Annotated in this window: 20 protein-coding genes, 1 tRNA gene and 1 pseudogene; 14 read left to right on the top strand and 8 right to left on the bottom strand. The window is 67.2% G+C overall.

Annotation, left to right across the window (positions count from 1 at the left end; translation table 11 throughout):
- Nucleotides 1–2 precede the first annotated feature (2 nt).
- Genes AAHS21_RS26675 through AAHS21_RS26665 form a run of 3 tightly spaced genes read right to left on the bottom strand, consistent with a single transcriptional unit; the run spans nt 3 to nt 4,730 of the window.
- The gene (locus tag AAHS21_RS26675) at nt 3–413 is read right to left on the bottom strand and encodes a hypothetical protein (protein ID WP_342930528.1); all 411 of its coding nucleotides are present in this window, start codon (nt 411–413) and stop codon (nt 3–5) included.
- 9 nt (nt 414–422) lie between these two features.
- Nucleotides 423–2,615: a 1,4-alpha-glucan branching protein GlgB gene (gene glgB / locus AAHS21_RS26670; RefSeq protein ID WP_342930527.1), complete on the bottom strand. Its 2,193-nt coding sequence runs from the start codon at nt 2,613–2,615 to the stop codon at nt 423–425.
- A 24-nt stretch (nt 2,616–2,639) separates the two neighbouring features.
- Nucleotides 2,640–4,730 (bottom strand): alpha-1,4-glucan--maltose-1-phosphate maltosyltransferase, encoded by a 2,091-nt coding sequence (locus tag AAHS21_RS26665; protein WP_342930526.1) that lies wholly within the window; start codon nt 4,728–4,730, stop codon nt 2,640–2,642.
- 234 nt (nt 4,731–4,964) lie between these two features.
- Here AAHS21_RS26665 and glgP point away from each other — a divergent pair, with 234 nt between their 5' ends.
- Entirely contained in the window at nt 4,965–7,580 is a 2,616-nt protein-coding gene (glgP, locus tag AAHS21_RS26660; RefSeq protein WP_342930525.1) for an alpha-glucan family phosphorylase, read from the top strand.
- On the opposite strand, the gene AAHS21_RS26655 is transcribed toward glgP, so the two are convergent.
- Nucleotides 7,577–9,580 carry an ATP-dependent DNA helicase gene (locus AAHS21_RS26655; protein WP_342930598.1) on the bottom strand — a complete coding sequence of 668 codons (2,004 nt, stop codon included), beginning with the start codon at nt 9,578–9,580 and terminating at the stop codon, nt 7,577–7,579. The genes glgP and AAHS21_RS26655 overlap by 4 nt on opposite strands.
- A gap of 45 nt (nt 9,581–9,625) precedes the next feature.
- Nucleotides 9,626–10,933 (bottom strand): nicotinate phosphoribosyltransferase, encoded by a 1,308-nt coding sequence (locus AAHS21_RS26650; RefSeq protein WP_342930524.1) that lies wholly within the window; start codon nt 10,931–10,933, stop codon nt 9,626–9,628.
- A 56-nt stretch (nt 10,934–10,989) separates the two neighbouring features.
- Here AAHS21_RS26650 and clpS point away from each other — a divergent pair, with 56 nt between their 5' ends.
- The 9 genes and pseudogenes from clpS (at nt 10,990) to rdgB (ending at nt 16,789) form a co-directional block, all read left to right on the top strand.
- On the top strand, nt 10,990–11,295 hold the full coding sequence (clpS, locus tag AAHS21_RS26645) for an ATP-dependent Clp protease adapter ClpS (protein ID WP_090605063.1): 306 nt from the start codon (nt 10,990–10,992) through the stop codon (nt 11,293–11,295).
- A 12-nt stretch (nt 11,296–11,307) separates the two neighbouring features.
- Nucleotides 11,308–11,901: a DUF2017 domain-containing protein gene (locus AAHS21_RS26640; RefSeq protein WP_342930523.1), complete on the top strand. Its 594-nt coding sequence runs from the start codon at nt 11,308–11,310 to the stop codon at nt 11,899–11,901.
- Entirely contained in the window at nt 11,898–12,938 is a 1,041-nt protein-coding gene (locus AAHS21_RS26635; RefSeq protein WP_342930522.1) for a P1 family peptidase, read from the top strand. The genes AAHS21_RS26640 and AAHS21_RS26635 overlap by 4 nt, the downstream gene beginning before the upstream one ends.
- A pseudogene (gene cysM / locus AAHS21_RS26630) lies at nt 12,934–13,047 on the top strand (cysteine synthase B); the annotation flags it as partial. The gene AAHS21_RS26635 and the pseudogene cysM, both read left to right, overlap by 5 nt.
- Nucleotides 13,038–13,697 carry a rhomboid family intramembrane serine protease gene (locus AAHS21_RS26625; protein WP_342930521.1) on the top strand — a complete coding sequence of 220 codons (660 nt, stop codon included), beginning with the start codon at nt 13,038–13,040 and terminating at the stop codon, nt 13,695–13,697. The pseudogene cysM and the gene AAHS21_RS26625, both read left to right, overlap by 10 nt.
- Nucleotides 13,694–14,509 (top strand): glutamate racemase, encoded by an 816-nt coding sequence (gene murI, locus AAHS21_RS26620; RefSeq protein ID WP_342930520.1) that lies wholly within the window; start codon nt 13,694–13,696, stop codon nt 14,507–14,509. Before AAHS21_RS26625 ends, murI begins: the two co-directional genes overlap by 4 nt.
- Before the next feature lie 71 nt (nt 14,510–14,580).
- Nucleotides 14,581–15,366: a cyclic nucleotide-degrading phosphodiesterase gene (locus AAHS21_RS26615; protein WP_342930519.1), complete on the top strand. Its 786-nt coding sequence runs from the start codon at nt 14,581–14,583 to the stop codon at nt 15,364–15,366.
- A 47-nt stretch (nt 15,367–15,413) separates the two neighbouring features.
- The gene (gene rph, locus AAHS21_RS26610; protein WP_342930518.1) at nt 15,414–16,193 is read left to right on the top strand and encodes a ribonuclease PH; all 780 of its coding nucleotides are present in this window, start codon (nt 15,414–15,416) and stop codon (nt 16,191–16,193) included.
- Nucleotides 16,139–16,789, top strand: a complete 651-nt coding sequence (gene rdgB / locus AAHS21_RS26605) for an RdgB/HAM1 family non-canonical purine NTP pyrophosphatase (RefSeq protein ID WP_342930597.1) — start codon at nt 16,139–16,141, stop codon at nt 16,787–16,789. The genes rph and rdgB overlap by 55 nt, the downstream gene beginning before the upstream one ends.
- 161 nt (nt 16,790–16,950) lie before the next feature.
- Here rdgB and AAHS21_RS26600 read toward each other — a convergent pair whose 3' ends face one another.
- Nucleotides 16,951–17,301: a DUF3817 domain-containing protein gene (locus tag AAHS21_RS26600; protein ID WP_342930517.1), complete on the bottom strand. Its 351-nt coding sequence runs from the start codon at nt 17,299–17,301 to the stop codon at nt 16,951–16,953.
- Nucleotides 17,298–17,693, bottom strand: a complete 396-nt coding sequence (locus AAHS21_RS26595) for a hypothetical protein (RefSeq protein WP_342930516.1) — start codon at nt 17,691–17,693, stop codon at nt 17,298–17,300. The genes AAHS21_RS26600 and AAHS21_RS26595 overlap by 4 nt, the downstream gene beginning before the upstream one ends.
- Before the next feature lie 136 nt (nt 17,694–17,829).
- On the opposite strand from AAHS21_RS26595, the gene AAHS21_RS26590 reads away from it, so the two are divergent.
- Genes AAHS21_RS26590 through mbtN form a run of 3 tightly spaced genes read left to right on the top strand, consistent with a single transcriptional unit; the run spans nt 17,830 to nt 20,823 of the window.
- Nucleotides 17,830–18,078 carry an acyl carrier protein gene (locus tag AAHS21_RS26590; RefSeq protein ID WP_342930515.1) on the top strand — a complete coding sequence of 83 codons (249 nt, stop codon included), beginning with the start codon at nt 17,830–17,832 and terminating at the stop codon, nt 18,076–18,078.
- Nucleotides 18,078–19,652 carry a long-chain-fatty acid--ACP ligase MbtM gene (gene mbtM / locus AAHS21_RS26585; protein ID WP_342930514.1) on the top strand — a complete coding sequence of 525 codons (1,575 nt, stop codon included), beginning with the start codon at nt 18,078–18,080 and terminating at the stop codon, nt 19,650–19,652. Before AAHS21_RS26590 ends, mbtM begins: the two co-directional genes overlap by 1 nt.
- A 19-nt stretch (nt 19,653–19,671) precedes the next feature.
- The gene (gene mbtN, locus AAHS21_RS26580; RefSeq protein ID WP_342930596.1) at nt 19,672–20,823 is read left to right on the top strand and encodes a mycobactin biosynthesis acyl-ACP dehydrogenase MbtN; all 1,152 of its coding nucleotides are present in this window, start codon (nt 19,672–19,674) and stop codon (nt 20,821–20,823) included.
- On the opposite strand, the gene AAHS21_RS26575 is transcribed toward mbtN, so the two are convergent.
- Nucleotides 20,790–21,422 carry a GNAT family N-acetyltransferase gene (locus AAHS21_RS26575; RefSeq protein WP_342930513.1) on the bottom strand — a complete coding sequence of 211 codons (633 nt, stop codon included), beginning with the start codon at nt 21,420–21,422 and terminating at the stop codon, nt 20,790–20,792. The two genes, mbtN and AAHS21_RS26575, sit on opposite strands and share 34 nt — an antisense overlap.
- Before the next feature lie 248 nt (nt 21,423–21,670).
- On the opposite strand from AAHS21_RS26575, the gene AAHS21_RS26570 reads away from it, so the two are divergent.
- Nucleotides 21,671–21,754: transfer RNA gene (locus AAHS21_RS26570), tRNA-Leu, on the top strand.
- Nucleotides 21,755–21,850: the final 96 nt, after the last annotated feature.

Below are 21,850 nucleotides of genomic sequence, written 5' to 3'. Positions count from 1 at the left end.
CCTCAGTTGCCGTAGGGGGCCGGGGCCGTAGGCACGGGGATCGGGTTGGCGAGCACCCAGGAGACCGCCAACTCGGCGAGTCGGTACAACTCGGCCTTTCCACCTCCGCCGGTTCGGACGGTGTCTCTCAATGTGTTCAGTTCGCTGCGATCGGCCACCGAATGCCCACCGGCCAGCAACTGCGTCAGGTGGTCGGCCATAGCGCAGAAATCTGCGTCCCAGTTGATGGCGCCGTTATCCAGGATCTCGCGTGAAAGCTTGCCCGCCAGGCGAATCACTTCGCCCTGCTCGTTCGCGGCGGCACCGGCCTGCGGCACCAGCAAGCGCCACAGCTCGTCGAACTGTTCTTGCCAAACCGTGCTTGTCACCGCAATCGGCGCCGCGCCGGCGTCCTTGTTCTTCCGTCTCCACACCGCGCAGGACTACTCGGGTTCCAACCACAGCGCCGACGTGGGCGGCAACACCAGCTGCGCCGAGGCGGGACGGCCATGCCACGGGTCCTCGGTGGCGTCGACTCCGCCGAGATTGCCGATGCCGGCACCGTTGTAGTCCGTCGCGTCGGTGTTGAGCACCTCGCGCCAGCGGCCGGCGCTGGGCAGACCGAGTCGATAGCCGCTGTGCTCGGCTCCCGCGAAATTGAACACGCACGCCATGACCGAGCCGTCGTTGCCGTAGCGAAGGAAGCTCAAGACGTTGTTGCCGGAATCGTTGGCGTCGATCCAGGAATAACCCTCGGGCGTCGTGTCGCGGCTCCACAGCGCCGGGTGCTCGCGGTAAATGGCGTTGATGTCACGCACGAAACGCAGTATGCCGTTGGAGAAGCCCTGCTCGTCGAGCTGCCACCAGTCCAAGCCGTTTTGCTCGGACCATTCGGCGCGCTGGCCGAATTCCTGTCCCATGAACAACAATTGCTTACCCGGATGGGCCCACTGATAGGCCAGCAGGCTACGCAGCCCGGCGGCCTTGACGTGGTTGTTTCCCGGCATGCGGCCCCACAGCGTGCCCTTGCCATGCACCACCTCGTCATGGCTGAGTGGCAACACGTAGTTCTCGCTGAACGCATACAACATCGAGAAGGTCATCTCATGGTGGTGGAAGCTGCGGTGGATCGGGTCGCGGCTGATGTAGTCCAGCGTGTCGTGCATCCAGCCCATGTTCCACTTCATCGAAAAGCCCAGCCCGCCAAGGTTGGTCGGTCGCGTTACGCCGGGCCACGACGTCGACTCCTCGGCGATCGTGACGATCCCCGGCGCGGCCTTGTGCGCCGTGGCGTTCATCTCCTGCAGGAACTGGACTGCTTCGAGGTTTTCTCGTCCGCCGTAGATGTTGGGTGTCCAGCCGCCCTCGGGCCGCGAGTAGTCCAGGTAGAGCATCGACGCCACCGCGTCCACCCGCAGGCCGTCGATGTGGTATTCCTCGAGCCAGTACAGCGCGTTGGCGACCAAGAAGTTGCGTACCTCGCGGCGGCCGAAGTCGAAAACGTAGGTGCCCCAATCGAGTTGCTCACCGCGCTTGGGGTCGGAGTGCTCGTAGAGCGCAGTGCCGTCGAAGCGGCCCAACGCCCACGCGTCCTTGGGGAAGTGCGCCGGAACCCAGTCCACGATCACGCCGATGCCGGCCTGGTGCAGGGCGTCGACGAGTGCCCGGAAATCATCGGGGGTGCCGAATCGCGATGTCGGCGCGTAGTACGACGTGACCTGATATCCCCACGATCCGGCGAAGGGATGCTCGGCCACCGGCAGCAGCTCTACGTGGGTAAAGCCATGCTCGACAACGTAATCCGTCAGCTCGGAGGCGAGTTGGCGGTAGCTGAGTCCGGGCCGCCACGAGCCGAGATGCACCTCGTAGGTGCTCATCGGTTCGAACACCGGATTGCGCTTGGCGCGCTGCGTCATCCAGTCCGCGTCGGTCCAGGTGAACGTGCTCGTCGTCACTCGCGACGCGGTATGCGGCGGCACCTCGGTGGCGAAAGCGAACGGGTCGGCCCGTTCGGTGACGACGCCGTCGGCGCCGTGCACCCGGAACTTGTACAGGCCGTCCGGCGCGAACCCGGGCCAGAACAGCTCCCAGACGCCGGTGGAGCCCAGCACCCGCATCGGGGCCTCGGTACCGGTCCAGCCGTTGAACTCGCCAATCAGGCTGATGCCCTTGGCGTTCGGCGCCCACACCGCGAACGACACGCCGTCGACGACGCCATCGGCCGTGGTGAAAGAGCGGGGGTGGGCACCGAGGACTTCCCAGAGTCGCTCGTGGCGGCCTTCGGAGAACAGGTGCAGGTCGACCTCGCCCAACGTGGGCAGGAAGCGGTACGCGTCGGCGGTCACATGCGCGCCGGAGCCGTAGTCGATCTTCAGCCGGTAATCGATCAGGTTCGTGAACGGCAACGCGACGGCGAACAATCCGGCGTCTAGGTGTTCCATTGCGAACTCGTCGTCACCGACCAGCGCGACGACTTCCTGCGCATGCGGGCGGAAGGCCCGGATCACCGTGTGGTCGCCGTACTCGTGAGCGCCCAGGATGCTGTGCGGGTTGTGGTGGGTGCCGCTCACCAGCCGGCCCAAGTCGCCCGGGTCAGGCGCCAGGTGCGTATCGGTTCGGCTTTCGGTTCGACTCATGCTGGTATCCCCTTCCGGGCCCTCTTACCTCCTGCGCAGCAACGTGTTTCGAGACTCCTGCGGGATGATCGGCATATTGATGATGTGGGCGACCGCCTGCCCGGGGTCGATGCGAATGTAATTAGACTGCCCCCACTGGAATTCTTGGCCGGTTATCTCATCGCGTACCCAAAACCGCTCATACGGCTCCATACCCAATGCAGCCATGTCTAACCACAGCGTGCCCTCCTCGGGCCCGAATGCGTTGAGGGTCACCACCACCAGCACGCAGTCGCCGGTGGCCGGGTCGAACTTGCTGTAGGACAGCAACGCGTCGTTGTCGATCCCGTGGAAGTGGATGGTGCGCAGCTGCTCGAGCGCGGGATGGACCCGGCGAATTGCGTTGAGCTGCTTCAGAAATGGTTCCAGTGACCGGCCCTCGGCGCGCGCCGCCGCGTAGTCGCGGGGGCGCAGTTCGTACTTCTCCGAGTCAAGGTATTCCTCGCTGCCCTCGCGTACCGCGCGGTGCTCGAACAGCTCGTAGCCGGAATAGACACCCCAGGCCGGACTCATGGTCGCCGCCAGCACCGCGCGGATGGCGAACATGCCGGGGCCGTTGTGCTGCAGTATCGCGTGCAGGATGTCGGGGGTGTTCACGAACAGATTCGGCCGCCTGAAGTCCGCGAGATCCGAGATGTCGTTGCCGAATTCGGTGAGTTCCCATTTGGCGGTGCGCCAGGTGAAGTAGCTGTAGGACTGGGTGAACCCGAGCTTGGCCAGGCCGTACTGCCGGGCCGGCGGGGTAAACGCCTCGGACAGGAACAGCACGTCGGGATCGGAGTCTTTGACCTGACCGATCAGCCAGGCCCAGAAGTCGGGCGGCTTGGTGTGCGGGTTATCCACCCGGAAGAACTTGATGCCGTGGTCGACCCAGTGCCGGACCACGCGCAGAACTTCGTCGTAGAGCCCGGCGGGATCGTTGTCGAAATTGATCGGATAGATGTCCTGGTACTTCTTCGGCGGGTTCTCCGCGTAAGCGATGGTGCCGTCCGGCAACTCCGTGAACCAGTTCCGGTGTTCGCGCGCCCACGGGTGATCAGGGGCGCACTGCAGCGCCAGGTCCAGGGCAACTTCCATGCCCAGATCGCGGGCCGCGGCGACGAAATTGTCGAAGTCCTCGATCGTGCCGAGTTCCGGGTGGATCGCATCGTGGCCGCCCTCGTCGCTACCAATCGCCCACGGCGAACCCACATCTCCGGGAGCCGCGGTGGGGGAGTTGTTGCGCCCCTTGCGATGTACCTTGCCGATCGGGTGGATCGGCGGCAGGTACACGACGTCGAAGCCCATCTCGGCGATGCGCGGAAGGTCCGCGGCCGCCGTCGCGAAGGTGCCGTGCACCGGCTTTCCGTCGGCGTCCCAGCCGCCGGTTGAGCGCGGAAACATCTCGTACCAGGAGCCGAAGCGGGCCAGCGGCCGGTCCACCCAGATGCCGTGCTGCTCGCCGCGGGTGACGATCTCCCGCAGCGGATAGGTGCCGAGGATCTCCTCGATATCGGGCGCCAGCGCCAGCGCGGTGCGGGTCACCGGATCGCCCGGGACACGCAACGCCGCCGCGGCGGCCAGCAGCGGCTCGCGCGCCGAGCGTGGCACCCCGGTGGCGGCGCGCTCGAGCAAAGCGGCACCCACCAGCAAGTCGTTGGACAGCTCCTTCTCGCCCTGACCGGCGTCCAGCTTGGCCAGCAGTCCGTGCCGCCAGGTGTGGATCGGATCACCCCAGCCGTCCACGCGATAAGTCCACAGCCCCACCCGGTCGGGCGTGAACTGACCGTGGAACACGAAGGGCTCGAGGCCCATCGTCATCGGCAGCTGCAGCGGTTTGACCCGCTCGCGCGGCTCGGCGTCGACCGCGGTTAGCGGCTTCTCGGGAGCCTGCACCGCCGTAACCCGGCGCGTCTCGTTGACCTGCGGGTAGCGCGTCCCCAGGTAGCGGACCACCAGGGTTGCCGCGACCGCGTCGTGGCCTTCCCGCCACACCGCGGCACTCACGGGGACCACCTCTGCGACCACCGCTTTGGCGGGGTACGCGCCGCAGGAAATTACGGGTGCGACGTTATCGATCTCGACACGACCGGGCACCACCACTCCGTTCCGTCCGATTGTTTGCGGGCAAACCGCGGATTGTGCTGCGGCGCGGAATGCTTGCCGTCTGAGGAAACATCGTCACGTGGGGAAAGTTCCTGTGCAGGGGAAGCGTCTTTGCGGCCCCAATTACTACCCGTACCCACCCTAGTGTCTGGTCACACACGACCGGCGGCGAACCGACGAAGACTGACCCTGCGAGCCGGCCAATCCTTAGTAAGGTTGTCTTGCGTGAAAGCTCTCCGCCGCTTTACCGTCCGCGCCCACCTGCCCGAGCGGCTTGCCCCACTCGAACAGCTGTCCACCAATCTGCGATGGTCCTGGGACAAGGCGACGCAAGATTTGTTCGCAAGCATCGACCCGACGCTGTGGGCGAATTGCGGCAACGATCCGGTGGCCCTGCTGGGCGCGGTCAGCCCGGCCCGTCTCGACGAATTGGCGTTGGATGAGGGCTTCCTGCGCTGGCTCGACGAGCTCTGCGCCGACTTGAACGACTACCTGACCCGTCCGCGGTGGTACCAGCAACAGCAGGAAGCCGGTATCGCGATGCCGACCGGCATCGCGTATTTCTCGATGGAGTTCGGCGTCGCCGAGGTGCTGCCCAACTACTCGGGTGGCCTGGGCATCCTGGCCGGCGATCACCTCAAGTCCGCGTCCGATCTGGGCGTGCCGCTGATCGCGGTCGGCCTGTACTACCGCTCGGGGTACTTCCGGCAGTCGTTGAGCGCGGAAGGCTGGCAGAACGAGACCTACCCGTCGCTGGATCCGCAGGGTCTTCCGCTGCGGCTGCTCACCGACGCCGGCGGGTATCCCGCGCTGGTCGAACTGACGCTGCCCGACTCCGCGCGGCTGTCCGCGCGGATCTGGGTGGCACAGGTGGGCCGGGTTCCGTTGCTGCTGCTGGATTCCGACGTCCCCGAGAACGAGCACGATCTGCGCAGCGTCACCGACCGGTTGTACGGCGGCGACCAGGAGCACCGGATGCGCCAGGAGATCCTGGCCGGGATCGGCGGCGTGCGGGCGATTCGCGCGTTCACCGCGATCGAAGGCCTGCCCGCTCCCGAGGTGTTCCACATGAACGAGGGGCACGCCGGGTTCCTCGGTGTGGAGCGCATTCGCGAGCTGATCACCGATCAGGGACTGGACTTCGACACCGCCCTGACGGTGGTGCGCTCGGCCACCGTGTTCACCACCCACACGCCGGTGCCCGCCGGGATCGACCGATTCCCGGTCGAGATGGTGCGGCTGTACTTCGACGACCATTCCGACGAGGACCTCGACGATCAGGAGCTCGCGTTGCTGCCGGGCGTGCCGATCGATCGGGTGCTCGCGCTCGGCGCCGAGGACGATGAGACGAAATTCAACATGGCGCACATGGGGCTGCGGCTCGCGCAACGCGCCAACGGTGTCTCGCTGCTGCACGGCCGCGTCAGCCGTGGCATGTTCAACGAACTGTGGCCGGGATTCGACCGCGCCGAGGTGCCGATCGGGTCGATCACCAACGGTGTGCACGCCCGCACCTGGGCGGCGCCGCAATGGCTGCAGCTGGGCCGCGAGCTGGCCGGGCCGGACGACGCCGCATTCAGCGATCCGGGTGTGTGGTTGCGGCTGCGGGAAGTCGACGCCGGTCATCTGTGGTGGATCCGCTCCCAACTGCGTGCGCTGCTGGTCGACGACGTCCGGCGGCGGTTGCGCCGCTCGTGGCTGGAGCGCGGCGCGCCACATGCTGAGTTGGGTTGGATCGCAAAGGCTTTCGATCCAGACGTGCTCACCGTCGGTTTTGCACGCCGGGTCCCGACTTACAAGCGGTTGACGTTGATGCTGAGCGACCCCGACCGCCTGGAGCGCCTGCTGCTCAATGAGGATCGCCCGATCCAGCTGATCGTGGCGGGCAAGTCACACCCGGCCGACGACGGGGGCAAGGCCCTGATCCAGCAGGTGGTGCGCTTCGCCGATCGGCCCGAGGTGCGCCACCGCATTGCGTTCCTACCGGACTACGACATGTCCATGGCCCGGCTGCTGTACTGGGGCTGCGACGTCTGGCTGAACAACCCGCTGCGGCCGCTGGAGGCTTGTGGCACGTCGGGAATGAAGAGCGCGCTCAACGGTGGGCTGAACCTGTCCATCCGCGACGGCTGGTGGGACGAATGGTACGACGGCGAAAACGGTTGGGAGATACCGTCGGCCGACGGGGTGAGCGACGAGGAACGCCGCGACGAGCTGGAGTCCAGCGCCCTGTACGGACTGCTCGAACAAGCGGTGGCGCCGAAGTTCTACGAGCGCAATGAACACGGGGTGCCGCCGCGCTGGATCGAAATGGTCCGGCACACCTTGCAAACGCTCGGGCCCAAGGTGCTGGCTTCAAGGATGGTGCGCGACTACGTCGAGCAGTACTACACGCCGGCGGCGCAGTCGCTGCGCAAAACCATTGCCGACACCGGCGAGGGTGCTTTCGGCGCGGCGCGTGAGCTGGCCGACTACCGGCGGCGCGCCGGTGCGGCGTGGCCGAAGGTCGCGATCACCGACGTCGACTCCACCGGTCTGCCCGATACTCCGGTGCTCGGGTCGAAGCTCACCCTGACCGCGACCGTGCAACTGGGCGGTCTGGCGCCCGACGAGGTCACCGTGGAGGCGGTGGTGGGCCGGGTCGATTCCGGCGATGCCCTGCTGGACCCGGTCACCGTCCAAATGTCCTACACCGGAACGGCCGAAGGCGGCAACCAGGTCTTCTCGACGACCACCTCACTGCCGGTGGCGGGGGCGGTCGGATACACCGTTCGGGTGCTGCCGCATCACCCGATGCTGGCGGCCGGCAACGAGCTCGGCCTGGTGGCGCTCGCCCGTTAGGTGTCGGGCGCGGTGCGCAGGCGCTGCAAGGCGCCGCGGACCTGCTCGGCGTTGGTGGTCTGCCAAAACGGCGGTAGCGAGGCCCGCAGATAACCGCCATACCCGGCGGTGACCATTCGCGAGTCGAGTATCGCCACCACTCCGCGGTCGGTGTCGCGGCGCAGCAGCCGTCCCGAGCCCTGTGCGAGCAACAGCGCCGCATGATTGGCCGCGACGGCCATGAAACCGTTGCCGCCGCGTGCGGCCACCGCGCGCTGGCGGGCACCCAGCAGCGGGTCGTCCGGACGCGGGAACGGGATGCGGTCGATCAGCACGAGCGACAGCGACGGCCCCGGCACGTCGACGCCCTGCCACAGCGACAGCGTGCCGAATAGCGAGGTCTCGGGGTCGGCACTGAACTGCTCGACCAATGCCGAGGTGCTGTCGTCGCCCTGACACAACACCGGCGTAGACAGCCGTTCGCGCATGGCATCGGTGGCGGCACGCGCGGCGCGCATCGACGAGAACAGGCCCAGGGTGCGACCGCCGGCCGCGGTGATCAGTTCGGCGATCTCGGTCAGCTGTTCGGCCGAGCCGGTGCCGTCGCGGCCGGGCGGCGGCAGATGCTTTGCCACGTAAAGGATTCCGGCCTTCGCGTGGTCAAACGGCGACCCGACGTCGAGGCCCCGCCAGGGCGGGCGTTGCGTCGCATCGTCGGGTCCGGCCAGGCCCCACGCCGAGGCCATCGCATCGAAGGAACCGCCGATCGTCAGCGTGGCGGAGGTCAGCACGGTCGTCGAGCGCGAGAAGACATGGTTGCGCAGCAAGCCGGCCACCGTCAGGGGAGCAACCCGCAGCACGGGACGCGTCGAGCCCCGGTTGTCCTCGTGATCCAGCCACACCACCTCGGTGCGATCGGGGATGGCGGGGCCGAACGACGTCAGGATCCGCGACGCGGTATCGGAGATCTCGCTCAGTGCCGCAACGGCTTCGGCGCGCGCCGCGGTCGCCTTGGCGTCGCTGGTGGTGTCGATGTCGGCGCGCGCCGCGCTGGCCACGTCGCGCAGCGCCCGCAGGTATGTCGCCAGCTCGTCGTCGAGGTGATCGATGCGCCCCGGCGTGGCGTCGTGGATCGCCGCGGCGAAGGTTGTGGTGGTCGCTTCCAGGCGTCCGACCAGTTCCGGGTTCACCAATCGGGTGATCCGCCGCGCCGCGACCCCGAGGGCGGCCGACGTCAACTCCGCGGTGGCCACCGACGTCACCCGGTCGACCAACTCGTGCGCCTCGTCAACCACCAGCAGCGAATGTTCGGGCAGCACCGTCGATTCCGAGACGGCGTCGATGGCCAGCAGGGCGTGATTGGTGACGACGATGTCGGCCACACCGGCGCGCCCGCGAGCACGTTCGGAGAAGCACTCCGAGCCGAACGGGCAGCGGCTCACCCCGAGGCATTCCCGCGCCGAGACGCTGACCTGCGACCAGGATCGGTCCGGCACACCGGGTTTGAGGTCGTCACGGTCACCGGTATCCGTCGTCGCGGCCCACGCGGTGAGCCGCTGCACGTCGCGGCCCAGGGCGCTGGCCGCCATCGGATTGAACAGCTCCTCCTGCGGTCGTGTCTCGTCGCCGTCGGGCTCTTCGGTAGAGCCGTTGTGAATCTTGTTCAGGCACAGATAGTTTCGCCGTCCCTTGAGCAACGCGAACTGCGGTTCATGCGGCAGCGCGTCGGCAAGCGAATCTGCCAGCCGCGGCAAGTCGCGATCGACAAGCTGGCGCTGCAGGGCGATCGTCGCCGTCGACACCACGACCGGTTCCTCGTCGGTGATCGCGTGCACGATCGCCGGAATCAGGTAGGCCAGCGACTTACCGGTCCCGGTGCCAGCCTGCACGGCGAGGTGTTCACCGGTTTCGAATGCGCGTGCGACCGCGGTGGCCATCTCCAGCTGGCCGCTGCGTTCGCTGCCGCCGAGCGCGGACACGGCGATCGCCAGCAGCTCGGGCACAGACACCTCTGGCGTGATAACTCCCTTGGTTGCGCGCGGATTCGGCTAGCTAAACCGTATCGATCAGACCGCTACGCGCGTCGTGGGAATCGCCGGTTCGCCGTGCGCCAATTTCAGGCCCTCCCAGGGCAGGCTGTGCAGCCCGGACGCCACCAGGTCCCGGGCGGCGGACAGGGCCACGCCGCCGGTGTTCGCGACCACCTCGCCGCCGCGGACGAGCGGGACGGTCAGCACCCGGAACGGCTCGGTGGTCGCCGGGGGCCGGCCCGCGGGGTGCACGATCTCTTCGATGATCGTGCCGGTTGGGCGGGACAGTCGCAGCGCTTCTTTGTGGCCGCCCTGGGACTCCTTGTGGCTGCTGCGTTTTTGCACCGGTATGCCGTCGACTTCGACCAGCTTGTAGACCATGCCCGCGGTCGGGGCGCCCGAGCCGGTCACCACCGAGGTGCCGGCACCGTAGCTGTCCACCGGCTCGGCCCGCAGCGCGGCGATGGAGAACTCGTCGAGATCGCCGGACACCACGATGCGGGTGCGGGTGGCGCCCAGCTGGTCGAGCTGCTCGCGCACCTGGCGGGCCAGCACGCCGAGCTCGCCGGAGTCCAGTCGCACCGCGCCGAGCGTCGCCCCGGCGGCGGCCACGGCGTTGGTCACGCCGGTGGTCACGTCGTAGGTATCGACCAGCAGGGTGGTGTCCACGCCCAGCGCGTCGACCTGGGCCCGAAACGCGGCGAGCTCATCGGGCCCACCCTCGCCGGTGTGCAGCATCGTGAACGCATGTGCGGCGGTGCCCTCGGTTGGTACGCCGTAGCGACGCTCGGCTTCGAGGTTCGATGACGCGGCGAAACCGGCGATGTAGGCCGCGCGGGCTGCGGCGACGGCAGATCGTTCGTGGGTTCGCCGGGATCCCATTTCGATCAGCGGGCGCCCGGCGGCCGCACTGACCATGCGCGCCGCCGCGGAGGCGATCGCCGCGTCGTGGTTGAAGATCGACAGCGCCAGCGTTTCGAGCATCACACATTCAGCGAAGCTGCCGCGCACCGTCAGCACCGGCGAGCCCGGAAAGTAGAGCTCGCCTTCGGCGTAGCCGTCGATATCGCCGGTGAACCGGAAATCGCGGAGATAACGCACCGTGTCGGCGTCGAGGAATTGCCCCAGTAGTCGGCACGCGTCGTCGTCGAACCTGAACTGCGGCAAGAGCTCCAGCAACCGGCCGGTGCCGGCGACCACACCGTAGCGACGGCCCGCGGGAAGGCGGCGGGCGAACAGTTCGAACGTGGTACGGCGCTCTGCCGTGCCGTCGCGCAGCGCCGCTGCCAGCATCGTCAACTCGTACTTGTCGGTTAACAGCCCAGCTAAGGCCGGCTCGTTCATTCTGCCAACGGTAACGGCTGGCGGCGGGCGGCCGGTCTCTCGGTATCCTGGAGGCCATGGTTGCCGCATCAGCGCCCACCAAGCCCGGTACCACCGGGCAACGCGAGTCCGCTCCAGTCGAGGTCACCGCCAGTCCCTGGGTCACCATCGTGTGGGACGACCCGGTCAATCTGATGACCTACGTGACCTACGTGTTCCAGAAGTTGTTCGGCTACAGCGAGCCGCATGCCACCAAATTGATGCTGCAGGTGCACAACGAAGGCAAGGCAGTGGTGTCGGCAGGTAGCCGCGAGTCGATGGAAGTCGACGTATCCAAGCTGCACGCCGCAGGTTTGTGGGCGACGCTGCAGCAGGACCGCTGAGATCGATTTCCGGTGCGCAAATGGAAGCGGGTTGAGACCGCCGATGGTCCCCGTTTCCGGTCCTCCCTGGCTCCGCATGAGGCGGAGCTGCTGAAGAATCTGGTCGGCGCGTTGATCGGCCTGCTCGACGAGCGCGAATCCTCTTCGCCGTCAGACGAACTCGAGGAGATCACCGGCATCAAGACCGGAAATTCCGAGCCGCCTCAAGACCCCACGCTGCGACGGCTGCTGCCGGACTTCTTCCGGCCCGACGACGAGGACACGACGAGCACCGGGTCGCAAACACCCGAAGGCCTGAACTCGGCGCTGCGCAGTCTGCACGAGCCCGAGATTATCGACGCCAAACGCGTTGCGGCACAGCATCTGTTGCGCACAATTCCGGATAGCGGCGGACGATTCGAGCTCAGCGAGGACCAGGCCAACGCCTGGATCTCGGCCGTCAACGACATTCGGCTGGCGCTGGGAGTCATGCTCGAAATCGGGCCGCACGGGCCGGAACGCCTGTCGGCCGACCATCCGATGGCCACCCACTTCGACGTCTACCAGTGGCTGACCGTATTGCAGGAGTACCTGGTGTTGGTGCTGATGGGTAAGCAGGCCGGATGAACGCGCTCACCGACGTCGGGGGCATCCGCGTTGGCCACTATCAGCGCCTGGATCCGGACGCGTCCTTGGGCGCCGGGTGGGCCAGCGGCGTCACCGTCGTGCTGACCCCGCCGGGGACCGTCGGCGCGGTCGATTGCCGCGGCGGCGCACCCGGCACCCGGGAGACCGATCTGCTGGATCCAGCCAACACGGTGCGGTTCGTCGACGCGGTCCTATTGGCCGGCGGCAGCGCCTACGGTTTGGCGGCCGCCGACGGCGTGATGCGCTGGCTGGAGGAACACGAGCGCGGCGTGGCGATGAAGGGTGGACTGGTGCCCATCGTCCCGGGTGCGGTGATATTCGATCTGCCGGTCGGCGGCTGGGATTGCCGGCCGACGGCGGAGTTCGGCTACTCCGCCTGCGAAGCGGCCTGCGAGGCCGCCGGCGCGACGGTGGCCGTCGGCACGGTCGGCGCCGGGGTGGGGGCGCGGGCCGGCGTGCTCAAAGGCGGCATCGGCACGGCGTCGACGACATTGCCGTCGGGCGTCACCGTCGGCGCGGTCGTCGCGGTCAACTCCGCCGGCGAGGTCGTCGACCGGACCACCGGCCTGCCGTGGATGGCGGATGCGATCAAGGCGTTCGCGTTGACGCCGCCGCCGGCCGACCAGATCGACGCGCTCGCGCAGCTACCGTCGCCGCTGGAACCGCTCAACACGACGATCGCGGTGGTCGCGACCGACGCGGCGCTGAGTTCTGCGGCGTGCCGACGGGTCGCGATCGCCGCCCAGGACGGCCTGGCCCGCTCCATCCGCCCGGCGCACACCCCGCTGGACGGCGACACCGTGTTCGCGTTGGCGACCGGGGCGGTCGAGGTGCCGCCGCCGGCCGATGCGCCCGCGGCGATGTCCCCGGAGACGCCCCTGGTCACCGAGGTGGGCGCGGCCGCGGCCGATTGCCTGGCCCGTGCCGTGCTGGTCGGTGTGTTGTCGGCCGAGTCGGTCGCCGGAATACCGACCTACCGCGACACCTTGCCGGGTGCATTCGGGACAGGGAGCTGAGGTGCTGGTGATCCGTGCCGACGCTGGGCGGAAGTACCAGGCTCGCGGCGCCTGTGCCGGTAGCCTGGATGATGCCGTGGACGCTTCAGAAGGGCAGTTATGGGCATGAGCCCCAGACAGCAACGCGTACCCGCTACCCAAAAAAACCGGCCCGAGTGGGTGGTGGGCGGGGCCACAATCCTCACCTTCGTGGCGCTGCTCTACCTGATCGAATTGTTCGACCAACTCTCGCGGCATTCCCTGGACGCAAACGGCATCAGGCCGCTGGAAGCCGACGGCCTGTGGGGCATCGTCTTCGCGCCCGTGCTGCACGCCAACTGGCAGCACCTGATGGCCAATACCGTTCCCCTGCTGGTGCTGGGGTTTTTGATGACCCTGGCCGGGTTGTCCCGCTTCGTGTGGGCGACGGCGATCGTGTGGATCCTGGGCGGCTTCGGCACCTGGCTGATCGGCGACTGGGGCAGCAACTGCGGGCCGACGGACCATATCGGGGCCTCCGGGCTGATCTTCGGCTGGCTGGCCTTTCTGCTGGTCTTCGGGATATTCGTGCGCCGGTTCGTCGACATCGTCATTGGGCTGGTGGTGCTGTTCATCTACGGCGGCGTGCTGCTCGGCGCGATGCCGGTGCTCGGTCAATGCGGCGGGGTGTCCTGGCAGGGCCACCTGTGTGGCGCCATCGCCGGCGTTGTCGCGGCGTATCTGTTGTCCGCCCCCGAACGCAAGGCCCGGGCGAAGCGAAAAGCCGGCACGCACACATGAACTCGCCGCTAGCGCCCGTCGGGGTCTTCGACTCCGGCGTCGGGGGACTGACGGTCGCCCGCGCGATCATCGACCAACTGCCAGACGAGGACATCGTCTACGTCGGCGACACCGGCAACGGTCCCTACGGCCCGCTGACCATCCCCGAGGTCCGCGCCCATGCGCTGGCCATCGGTGACGATCTGGTCGGCCGCGGCGTCAAGGCGTTGGTGATCGCTTGCAACACCGCGTCGGCGGCCTGTCTGCGCGATGCCCGCGAGCGCTACGACGTGCCCGTCGTCGAGGTGATCCTGCCGGCGGTGCGCCGCGCCGTGGCCACCACCCGCACCGGCCGCATCGGCGTCATCGGCACCCAGGCGACCATCACCTCGCATGCCTATCAGGACGCGTTCGCCGCCGCCCGCGACACCGAGATCACCGCGGTGGCCTGCCCGCGCTTCGTCGACTTCGTCGAGCGCGGCGTGACGAGCGGGCGTCAGGTGCTGGGACTGGCCGAGGGCTATCTGGAGCCGCTGCAGCGCGCTCAGGTCGACACGCTGGTGTTGGGCTGCACGCATTACCCGCTGCTGTCGGGGCTGATTCAGCTGGCGATGGGCGAGAACGTGACGCTGGTTTCCAGCGCCGAGGAAACCGCGAAGGAAGTACTCCGGGTGCTCACCGAACAGGATTTGCTGCGCCCGCATGACGCGCCGCCGGCCACTCGCGTCTTCGAAGCCACCGGCGATCCGGAGGCCTTCACGAAACTGGCGGCGCGATTCCTGGGTCCCGCCGTCAGTGGCGTGCGGCCCGTGCACCACTCGCCGATCGGTTAGCCCGTGGCGAGATTCTCATCACATCAATCGCGCGATGTTTTTCTCATGGTCGTTCCGGGCATGGCACAGTAGTGCCTGTGCGAATAACCGTGCTCGGCTGCTCGGGCAGCGTGGTCGGTCCGGACTCGCCAGCGTCGGGATATTTGCTTCGGGCTCCGGACACTCCGCCGCTGGTCCTGGACTTCGGCGGGGGTGTGCTCGGCGCGTTACAGCGTTACGCCGACCCGGGTTCCGTGCACGTGCTGTTGTCTCATCTGCATGCCGACCATTGTCTGGATATGCCGGGGCTGTTCGTGTGGCGCCGCTACCACCCGTCGTCGAAGCCCCTCGGCAAGGCGATGCTGTATGGCCCCAGCGACACCTGGTCGCGGTTGGGTGCCGCGTCGTCGCCCTACGGCGGCGAAATCGACGACTGCTCGGACATATTCGACGTCCGTCACTGGGTCGACGGCGAGCCGGTCGAAGTCGGTGCCCTCACCGTGACACCACGCATTGTCGCGCATCCCACCGAGTCCTACGGTTTGCGGATCACCGATCCCAGCGGCGCGTCGTTCGTCTACAGCGGGGACACCGGAGTCTGCGATCAGCTCGTCGAGCTGGCGCGCGACGCCGACGTGTTCCTGTGCGAGGCGTCCTGGACGCACGCGCCGGATCGTCCGCCCGCCCTGCACTTGTCGGGCACCGAGGCCGGCCGGGTCGCGGCACAGGCCGGGGTCCGCGAGCTGTTGCTGACCCACATACCGCCGTGGACCTCGCGGGAGGACGTGATCAGCGAGGCCAAGGCCGAGTTCGACGGTCCGGTGCACGCCGTGGTGTGCAACGAGACATTCGACGTTCGGCACTCCGAACGAGTCTGATTCAGCCGACCTGCCTGCGTGACGCACCGGCGGGCTAGGGTGGCGTCGTGTCGAAACGAGAAGACGGTCGCAATGACGACGAGCTTCGCCCGCTAGTCATCACGCGGGGCTTCACCGAGAATCCCGCGGGTTCGGTCCTGATCGGATTTGGTGGAACCAAAGTCCTGTGCACCGCGAGTGTCACCGAGGGAGTACCGCGCTGGCGTAAGGGGACTGGCCTGGGCTGGCTGACCGCGGAATACGCCATGCTGCCGTCGGCCACCCACACTCGCTCCGATCGGGAATCGGTGAAGGGCCGGCTGTCCGGGCGCACCCAGGAAATCAGTCGGCTGATCGGTCGATCGCTGCGCGCGTGTATCGATCTGGCGGCGCTGGGGGAGAACACAATCGCCGTCGACTGCGATGTGCTGCAGGCCGACGGCGGTACCCGCACGGCGGCGATCACGGGTGCCTATGTGGCGCTGGCCGACGCCGTGACCTACCTGTCGGCGGCGGGCAAGCTGTCGGATCCGCGGCCGTTGTCCTGCGCGATCGCGGCGGTCAGCGTAGGTGTGGTCGACGGCAGGATCCGCGTCGACCTGCCCTACGAGGAGGACTCGCGCGCCGAGGTCGACATGAACGTCGTCGCCACTGACACCGGAACCCTGGTGGAGATCCAGGGCACCGGCGAGGGTGCGACGTTCCCGCGCTCGACGCTCGACAAGCTGCTCGATATGGCGCTCGGCGCTTGTGACACGCTCTTCGCCGCCCAGCGCGAGGCGCTGGAGTTGCCATATCCGGGGGTGCTTCCCGAGGGGCCCGGGCAGTCGAAGGCGTTCGGCAGCTGACCCGGCTGCTCGTCGCCAGCCGCAACCCCAAGAAGCTGGCCGAACTGCGCCGGGTGCTGGATGGCGCCGGGCTGACGGGCCTGACGCTGGTGTCGCTCGACGACGTGGCGCCGTTCGACGAGGCGCCGGAAACCGGTGCGACCTTCGAGGACAATGCGTTGGCGAAGGCGCGGGATGCGTTCGCGGCCACCGGGATAGCGACCGTCGCCGATGACTCCGGCCTGGAGGTGGCGGCGCTGCGCGGTATGCCCGGCGTGCTGTCGGCCCGCTGGGCGGGCAGTCACGGCGACGACGCCGGCAACACCGCGCTACTGCTTGCCCAGTTGCGTGATGTGCCCGACGAACGGCGCTCCGCGGCATTTGTGTCAGCCTGCGCACTGGTGTCGGACCGGGGAGAAGTCGTGGTCCGCGGCGAGTGGCCGGGCACGATCACCCACGCGCCGCGCGGCGACGGCGGATTCGGCTACGACCCGGTCTTCATCCCAGCCGGCTCCGAGCGCTCCGCGGCGGAGTTGAGTCCCGCGCAGAAAGACGCGGTCTCGCATCGTGGTCGAGCCCTGGCGCTGCTGCTGCCCGCGTTGCGCGCGTTGGCCTAAGCGGTGGGTGGCCGAAGGGCCGCCGCAGACCCAACAGGCGACTTGCCCGCCTCCGAGCGACAACGCGACGACCGCCGGCCCGCGCAACCGGGCTCAACGCGATTTGTCGCTCGGCGGCGGGCAAAAAGTGTTGTCCCCGAGCGTGCGGATGTGACTCGCCGCTACAGCCCGAAGCGGGCCTTGATGTCCTTGGTCTGGAAATGCTCGACGATGATGCCCAGCAGCGGGATCGTGCCGGCCAGCAGCACGCCGAGGGTCTTGCCGATCGGCCAGCGCACCTTGATCGCCAGATTGAAAGCCGTTAGCACGTAAGCGAAATAGACCCAGCCGTGCACGATTCCGATCCACCGGATCTCGTGGTGAAACACCAGATGCGAGACGATTTCGTAGCACAGCGCGATCAGCCACAGACCCGTCGTCCACGTCATGATCCGGTAGCCGAGCAGGGCGGGGCGGATGCGGTCAGCGGAGACGGTTCCGCTGGTCTCGGAGGGTGTCTCGGGTGCGGTCATGCGGTGGTCCTGTTCTGCTTTTCGGCATCTTGGGCAGCGAGCTGGGCCAGATAGGCGTTGTACTCCCGCAGGGCGGGGTCGTCGTCGGATGGTTGCTGCGCGGGAGCGGGGCGCTCGGGTAGCAGCCCGGCCGGGATCTCGGTGATTGCCCCGTGACTGCGCGGCTCCGGCGGGGCTTCTTCGTAGCGGACGAAGTTGCGGTACGCGTAGACGCAGAACCACGCGAACAACGGCCACTGCAATGCGTAGCCGAGGTTTTGGAACGTGCCCGACGGGGACTCGAAGCGTGTCCACTGCCACCAGCCCAAGGCCAGGCAGCCACCGGCCGCGACGATCGCCAACACGATCAGTGCGGGCCGGTGATGGCGCTCCCGACGGGCCTCACTGGACACCCCTCGACGGTACCGCGCGCCGTTGACGCCCGGTGACAGCAGCGCGGTGGGTTCGCTGGGCGCCTAATGTGGCAAAACTCTCACCGCGTAATAGAAGGCTAGCCTTGCCTTATTTCGCCGTGTAAGGTCGCTCGCCATGGCCTCCTCTTCCCCTGCGGTGACCACTGCGCTGCAAAGCATTCTGCGTGACGACCTCAACGTGGACATGGCCCGGGTCACCCCGGACGCCAGGCTGGTCGACGATGTCGGCCTGGATTCGGTGGCCTTTGCTGTGGGCATGGTTGCGATCGAAGAGCGGCTCGGCGTCGCGCTGTCCGAGGAAGAGCTGCTGACCTGCAACACCGTCGGCGATCTGGACGCGGCGATCGCGGCGAAAACACCGTAATGAGCGAACTGGCGGCGGCAATCACCCGGTCGATGCAGACCGCGACCTCCGAATTGGCTGTCTTCGATAAGGAGTCGTCGGACTGGATGCGGCTCCCGTGGCCGGAAGTGCACGGGTTAGCCGAAGGGGTCGCGGCCTGGCTACTGGACCACGACCGGCCCGCCGCGGTCGGTCTCGTCGGCGAGCCGACCGTCGAGTTCATCGCCGCGATCCAGGGTGCGTGGCTAACCGGCGCAGCCATCTCGATCCTGCCGGGGCCGGTACGAGGCGCGGACTCCCAGCACTGGGCAGACTCGACGCTGACCCGGTTTGCCGGCATCGGGGTGGGCGCTGTACTAAGCCACGGCTCGCACTTGGAAAGCCTGCGAACTGCTGCGCGCCCGAGCATCGTCACCGAAGACCTCGCCACCGCGGCGCGCACCAACCGCTCGACTTCGGGCATCCCCCACGCCGACCTAATCGGCCCGGCCATTCTGCAGGGAACGGCGGGATCGACCGGATCGCCCAAAACCGCGATGCTGTCGCCGGGCGCCGTGCTCAGCAACATGCGCGGTCTCGATCAACGATTCACCCTCGACCCGTCCCGTGACGTTGTGTGCTCATGGCTGCCGCTGTTTCACGACATGGGGCTTACCTGCGTGCTCGCCGCGACGCTGGCGGGGATGCCATTGTGGCTGTCGTCGCCAACGGCGTTCTCCGCATCGCCGTTCAACTGGCTGAAGTGGCTCTCGGAAAGCCGTGCGACGATCACCGCCGCACCCAACCTCGCCTACAACATCCTCGGCAAGTACGCGTCGCTGGTGTCCGGCGTCGATCTCCGCGCCATGCGGGTTGCCATCAACGGTGGCGAACCGGTGGACTGCGACAGGTTTGCGCGGTTCACAGAAGCCATGGCGCCGTTCGGGTTTGACGCTGGTGCGCCGGCCCCGTCGTACGGCCTCGCCGAGTCCACTTGCGCGGTCGCCCTGCCCACGCCCGGTACCGGATTGACCTTCGCCACCGTCTCGGACGAGAGCGGTTCACGTAAATACGCCGTCGTGGGCGAGGCGCTTTCGGGCATGGAAATCCGGGTCGTATCCAGCGATCGCTATGCCGGCACGGCCGACCGTGAGATCGGGGAGATCGAGATTCGCGGCACATCGATGATGGATGGTTACCTGGGGCACCCGGCCATCGACCGTGAAGACTGGTTTCCCACCGGCGATTTGGGCTTTTTGGGCGACGGCGGTCTGGTCGTGTGTGGCCGGGTCAAGGAAATCATCTCGATTGCGGGACGCAACATCTTCCCGACGGAGATCGAGCTGATCGCCGCTCAAGTCACCGGGGTGCGAGAAGGTTGCGTGGTCGCCCTGGGTACCGGCGAGCGGTCCGCTCGCCCCGGCCTGGTCGTCGCCGCCGAGTTCAAAGGTGACGACCAGACCCAGGCCCGCACCGAAGTGATCCAGCGCATCGCGTCGGTATGCGGAATCGTGCCGGCCGACGTGGTTTTCATGTCGCCGGGTTCCCTGCCGCGCACCTCGTCGGGCAAGCTGCGTCGGCTGGAAGTGCGCCGTACCCTCGAGCTGGTGGACTGACGTGACCGCGACAGGTCAGATGGTTTTCGATGCCGACTATCGCGTGCTGCTCTCCGAGGCGTTCGACGACCGCGTCACTGAGTGGACCTCAGAAGCCGAAGCGCAGCAACGCTTTCCGCGTAAGCTGATCGAGCATCTGGGAGCAAGCGGAGTCTTTGCCGCCAAGTGGACCGACCAGGTCCACCCCGACGTCAGCAAGCTCGTCGAGCTTGCCCTGGCGCTGGGCCACCTGGCGTCGGCCGGTATCGGAGTGGGCGTCAGCCTGCACGACTCGGCCATCGCGGTGCTGCGCCGGTTCGGCAAATCGGACTACCTGAAGGACATCTGCGAGAAAGCCATTCGCGGCGAGGCCGTACTCTGCATCGGTGCTTCGGAAGAATCCGGTGGATCAGATCTGCAGATCGTTGAAACCGAGGTCCGTTCGCACGACGGCGGTTTCGCGGTCCGCGGCATCAAGAAGTTCGTCTCGCTGTCTCCGATCGCCGACCACATCATGGTCGTGGCGCGCAGCGTCGACCACGATTCGTCCAGCCGGCACGGCAACGTCGTCGTGGTGGCGGTACCGACTACGCATGTCGTCGTGCAGCAGCCGTACAACAAGGTGGGTGCCGGACCGCTGGACACCGCGGCGGTCCACATCGATACCTGGGTCCCGGCCGACGCGATGGTCGCGCGGGCCGGCACCGGGCTGGCGGCCATCAGTTGGGGATTGGCGCACGAGCGCATGTCGATCGCCGGCCAGATCGCGGCATCGTGCCAGCGCGTGATCGGAATTACCTTGGCCCGCATGATGAATCGGCGCCAATTCGGCAACACATTGTTGGAGCATCAGGCGTTGCGGCTACGGATGGCGGACCTGCAGGCGCGGGTCGACCAGCTGCGTTTCGCGCTGCACGGCATCGCCGCTCAGAAGCGGCTCGATCTGCGGGCGGCCGCGGGGATCAAGGTCACCGCGGCACGCCTCGGCGAAGAAGTCATCGGCGAGTGCATGCACATCTTCGGCGGGTCCGGCTATCTCGTCGACGAAACACCGCTGGGCCGGGTGTGGCGGGACATGAAGCTGGCCCGGGTCGGCGGCGGTACCGACGAAGTCCTCTGGGAATTGGTCGCGGCCGGCATGAAGGCCGACCACGACGGCTACGAGGATTGGGTCGTGCGGTCCAACGCGTAGAGCACCATCCGCCGGTTCGGCGCGTCGTGCTCACCCAGCGATCGGCATCCGACGTACTCGCACAGCCGGCGCACGGCGGTGTTGCGGTGATCCGGGTCGAACATGATCCGGTCGCAGCGTGGTTCCTGTGCGAACACGCTGGCCACGATTCGCGGTAGCACCCGCGGGCCGAAGCCGCGATTGACCAGCCGCAGATCCGCGATGGCCGCATGCAGCCCGATGTCGTAGGGACGAGCGTCGTAGTGACGCGAGATCATGTCCTTAGCTGCCCAATAGATCTCGAGGTAGGCGCACGCTTCGCCGCGCAGAGTGGCGATCAGTGGCAGCGAATAGGTCCCTTCGAGCTGTGCATCGAGGTGGCGGCGCCAGCGTGACACCGGCCAGGCGTACTCCCAGGTCTCGGCGAGATGCGGGCGATTCATCCACTCCGACACCATTTCTGCGTCACCGCTGACCGCGGCGCGCAGGCCGTATGGCGAGTCGAGCGCGGGGACCGGAAGCGGGCCGACTCGCCGGACATCGTCGGAGATGTCCCTGCGTTCACGCTTGAGTACCTGGGTCGACGAATCATCGGTCTGGGTGCTTGCGGCTCCGTTCATCGTTTGCTGACCTTACCCGAGTCGGACTTCGGGGTTAGGTTAGGCATGCCAAACAGGCGTGGTGCCTCAGGATTTCGGCCCAATAAATTCGTCGAGACACGTCACAGCCGCCCTGCGGTAGACGGCGATTGTGTGCAAGCTCGGCCGCGTGCGGATCGCACCCGGCAGCCCCTTGCCTCCCGTGATGGTCACGGTAATGGGGCCGCCGACAGATTTATCGCTCAGTCGGGAGATAGGATCGGCAAGCCGCGGGCGTGATGAAATTGGCAAACATGCCGGCTTTAGGTGCCGGTGCTCGAGAGAGTTTGAGGGTTCGAGTCCCTCCGCCCGCACCCTGTGATGTCGCGAGACATCGAGGACAGATGTCTCGCGACATAGTGAACACCCTCAGTTGTTGGTTGGGGGTGTTTTCTGTTTTTGGGGTTGGT

The organism is Mycobacterium sp. 050272 (genome assembly GCF_039023525.1).
In the GTDB taxonomy this organism is placed as follows: domain Bacteria; phylum Actinomycetota; class Actinomycetes; order Mycobacteriales; family Mycobacteriaceae; genus Mycobacterium.
Note: the sequence above shows the minus strand (reverse complement) of the source record. Positions and strands in the feature narration are given on the sequence as shown.

Excerpts from the sequence above, each read along its gene's own strand:
- glgB (WP_342930527.1), bottom strand. The coding sequence starts at position 2,615 with ATGAGTCGAACCGAAAGCCGAACCGATACGCACCTGGCGCCTGACCCG.
- AAHS21_RS26650 (WP_342930524.1), bottom strand. The coding sequence starts at position 10,933 with ATGAACGAGCCGGCCTTAGCTGGGCTGTTAACCGACAAGTACGAGTTG.
- clpS (WP_090605063.1), top strand. The coding sequence starts at position 10,990 with ATGGTTGCCGCATCAGCGCCCACCAAGCCCGGTACCACCGGGCAACGC.
- AAHS21_RS26635 (WP_342930522.1), top strand. The coding sequence starts at position 11,898 with ATGAACGCGCTCACCGACGTCGGGGGCATCCGCGTTGGCCACTATCAG.
- AAHS21_RS26625 (WP_342930521.1), top strand. The coding sequence starts at position 13,038 with ATGGGCATGAGCCCCAGACAGCAACGCGTACCCGCTACCCAAAAAAAC.
- murI (WP_342930520.1), top strand. The coding sequence starts at position 13,694 with ATGAACTCGCCGCTAGCGCCCGTCGGGGTCTTCGACTCCGGCGTCGGG.
- AAHS21_RS26600 (WP_342930517.1), bottom strand. The coding sequence starts at position 17,301 with ATGACCGCACCCGAGACACCCTCCGAGACCAGCGGAACCGTCTCCGCT.
- AAHS21_RS26590 (WP_342930515.1), top strand. The coding sequence starts at position 17,830 with ATGGCCTCCTCTTCCCCTGCGGTGACCACTGCGCTGCAAAGCATTCTG.
- mbtM (WP_342930514.1), top strand. The coding sequence starts at position 18,078 with ATGAGCGAACTGGCGGCGGCAATCACCCGGTCGATGCAGACCGCGACC.
- mbtN (WP_342930596.1), top strand. The coding sequence starts at position 19,672 with ATGGTTTTCGATGCCGACTATCGCGTGCTGCTCTCCGAGGCGTTCGAC.
- AAHS21_RS26575 (WP_342930513.1), bottom strand. The coding sequence starts at position 21,422 with ATGAACGGAGCCGCAAGCACCCAGACCGATGATTCGTCGACCCAGGTA.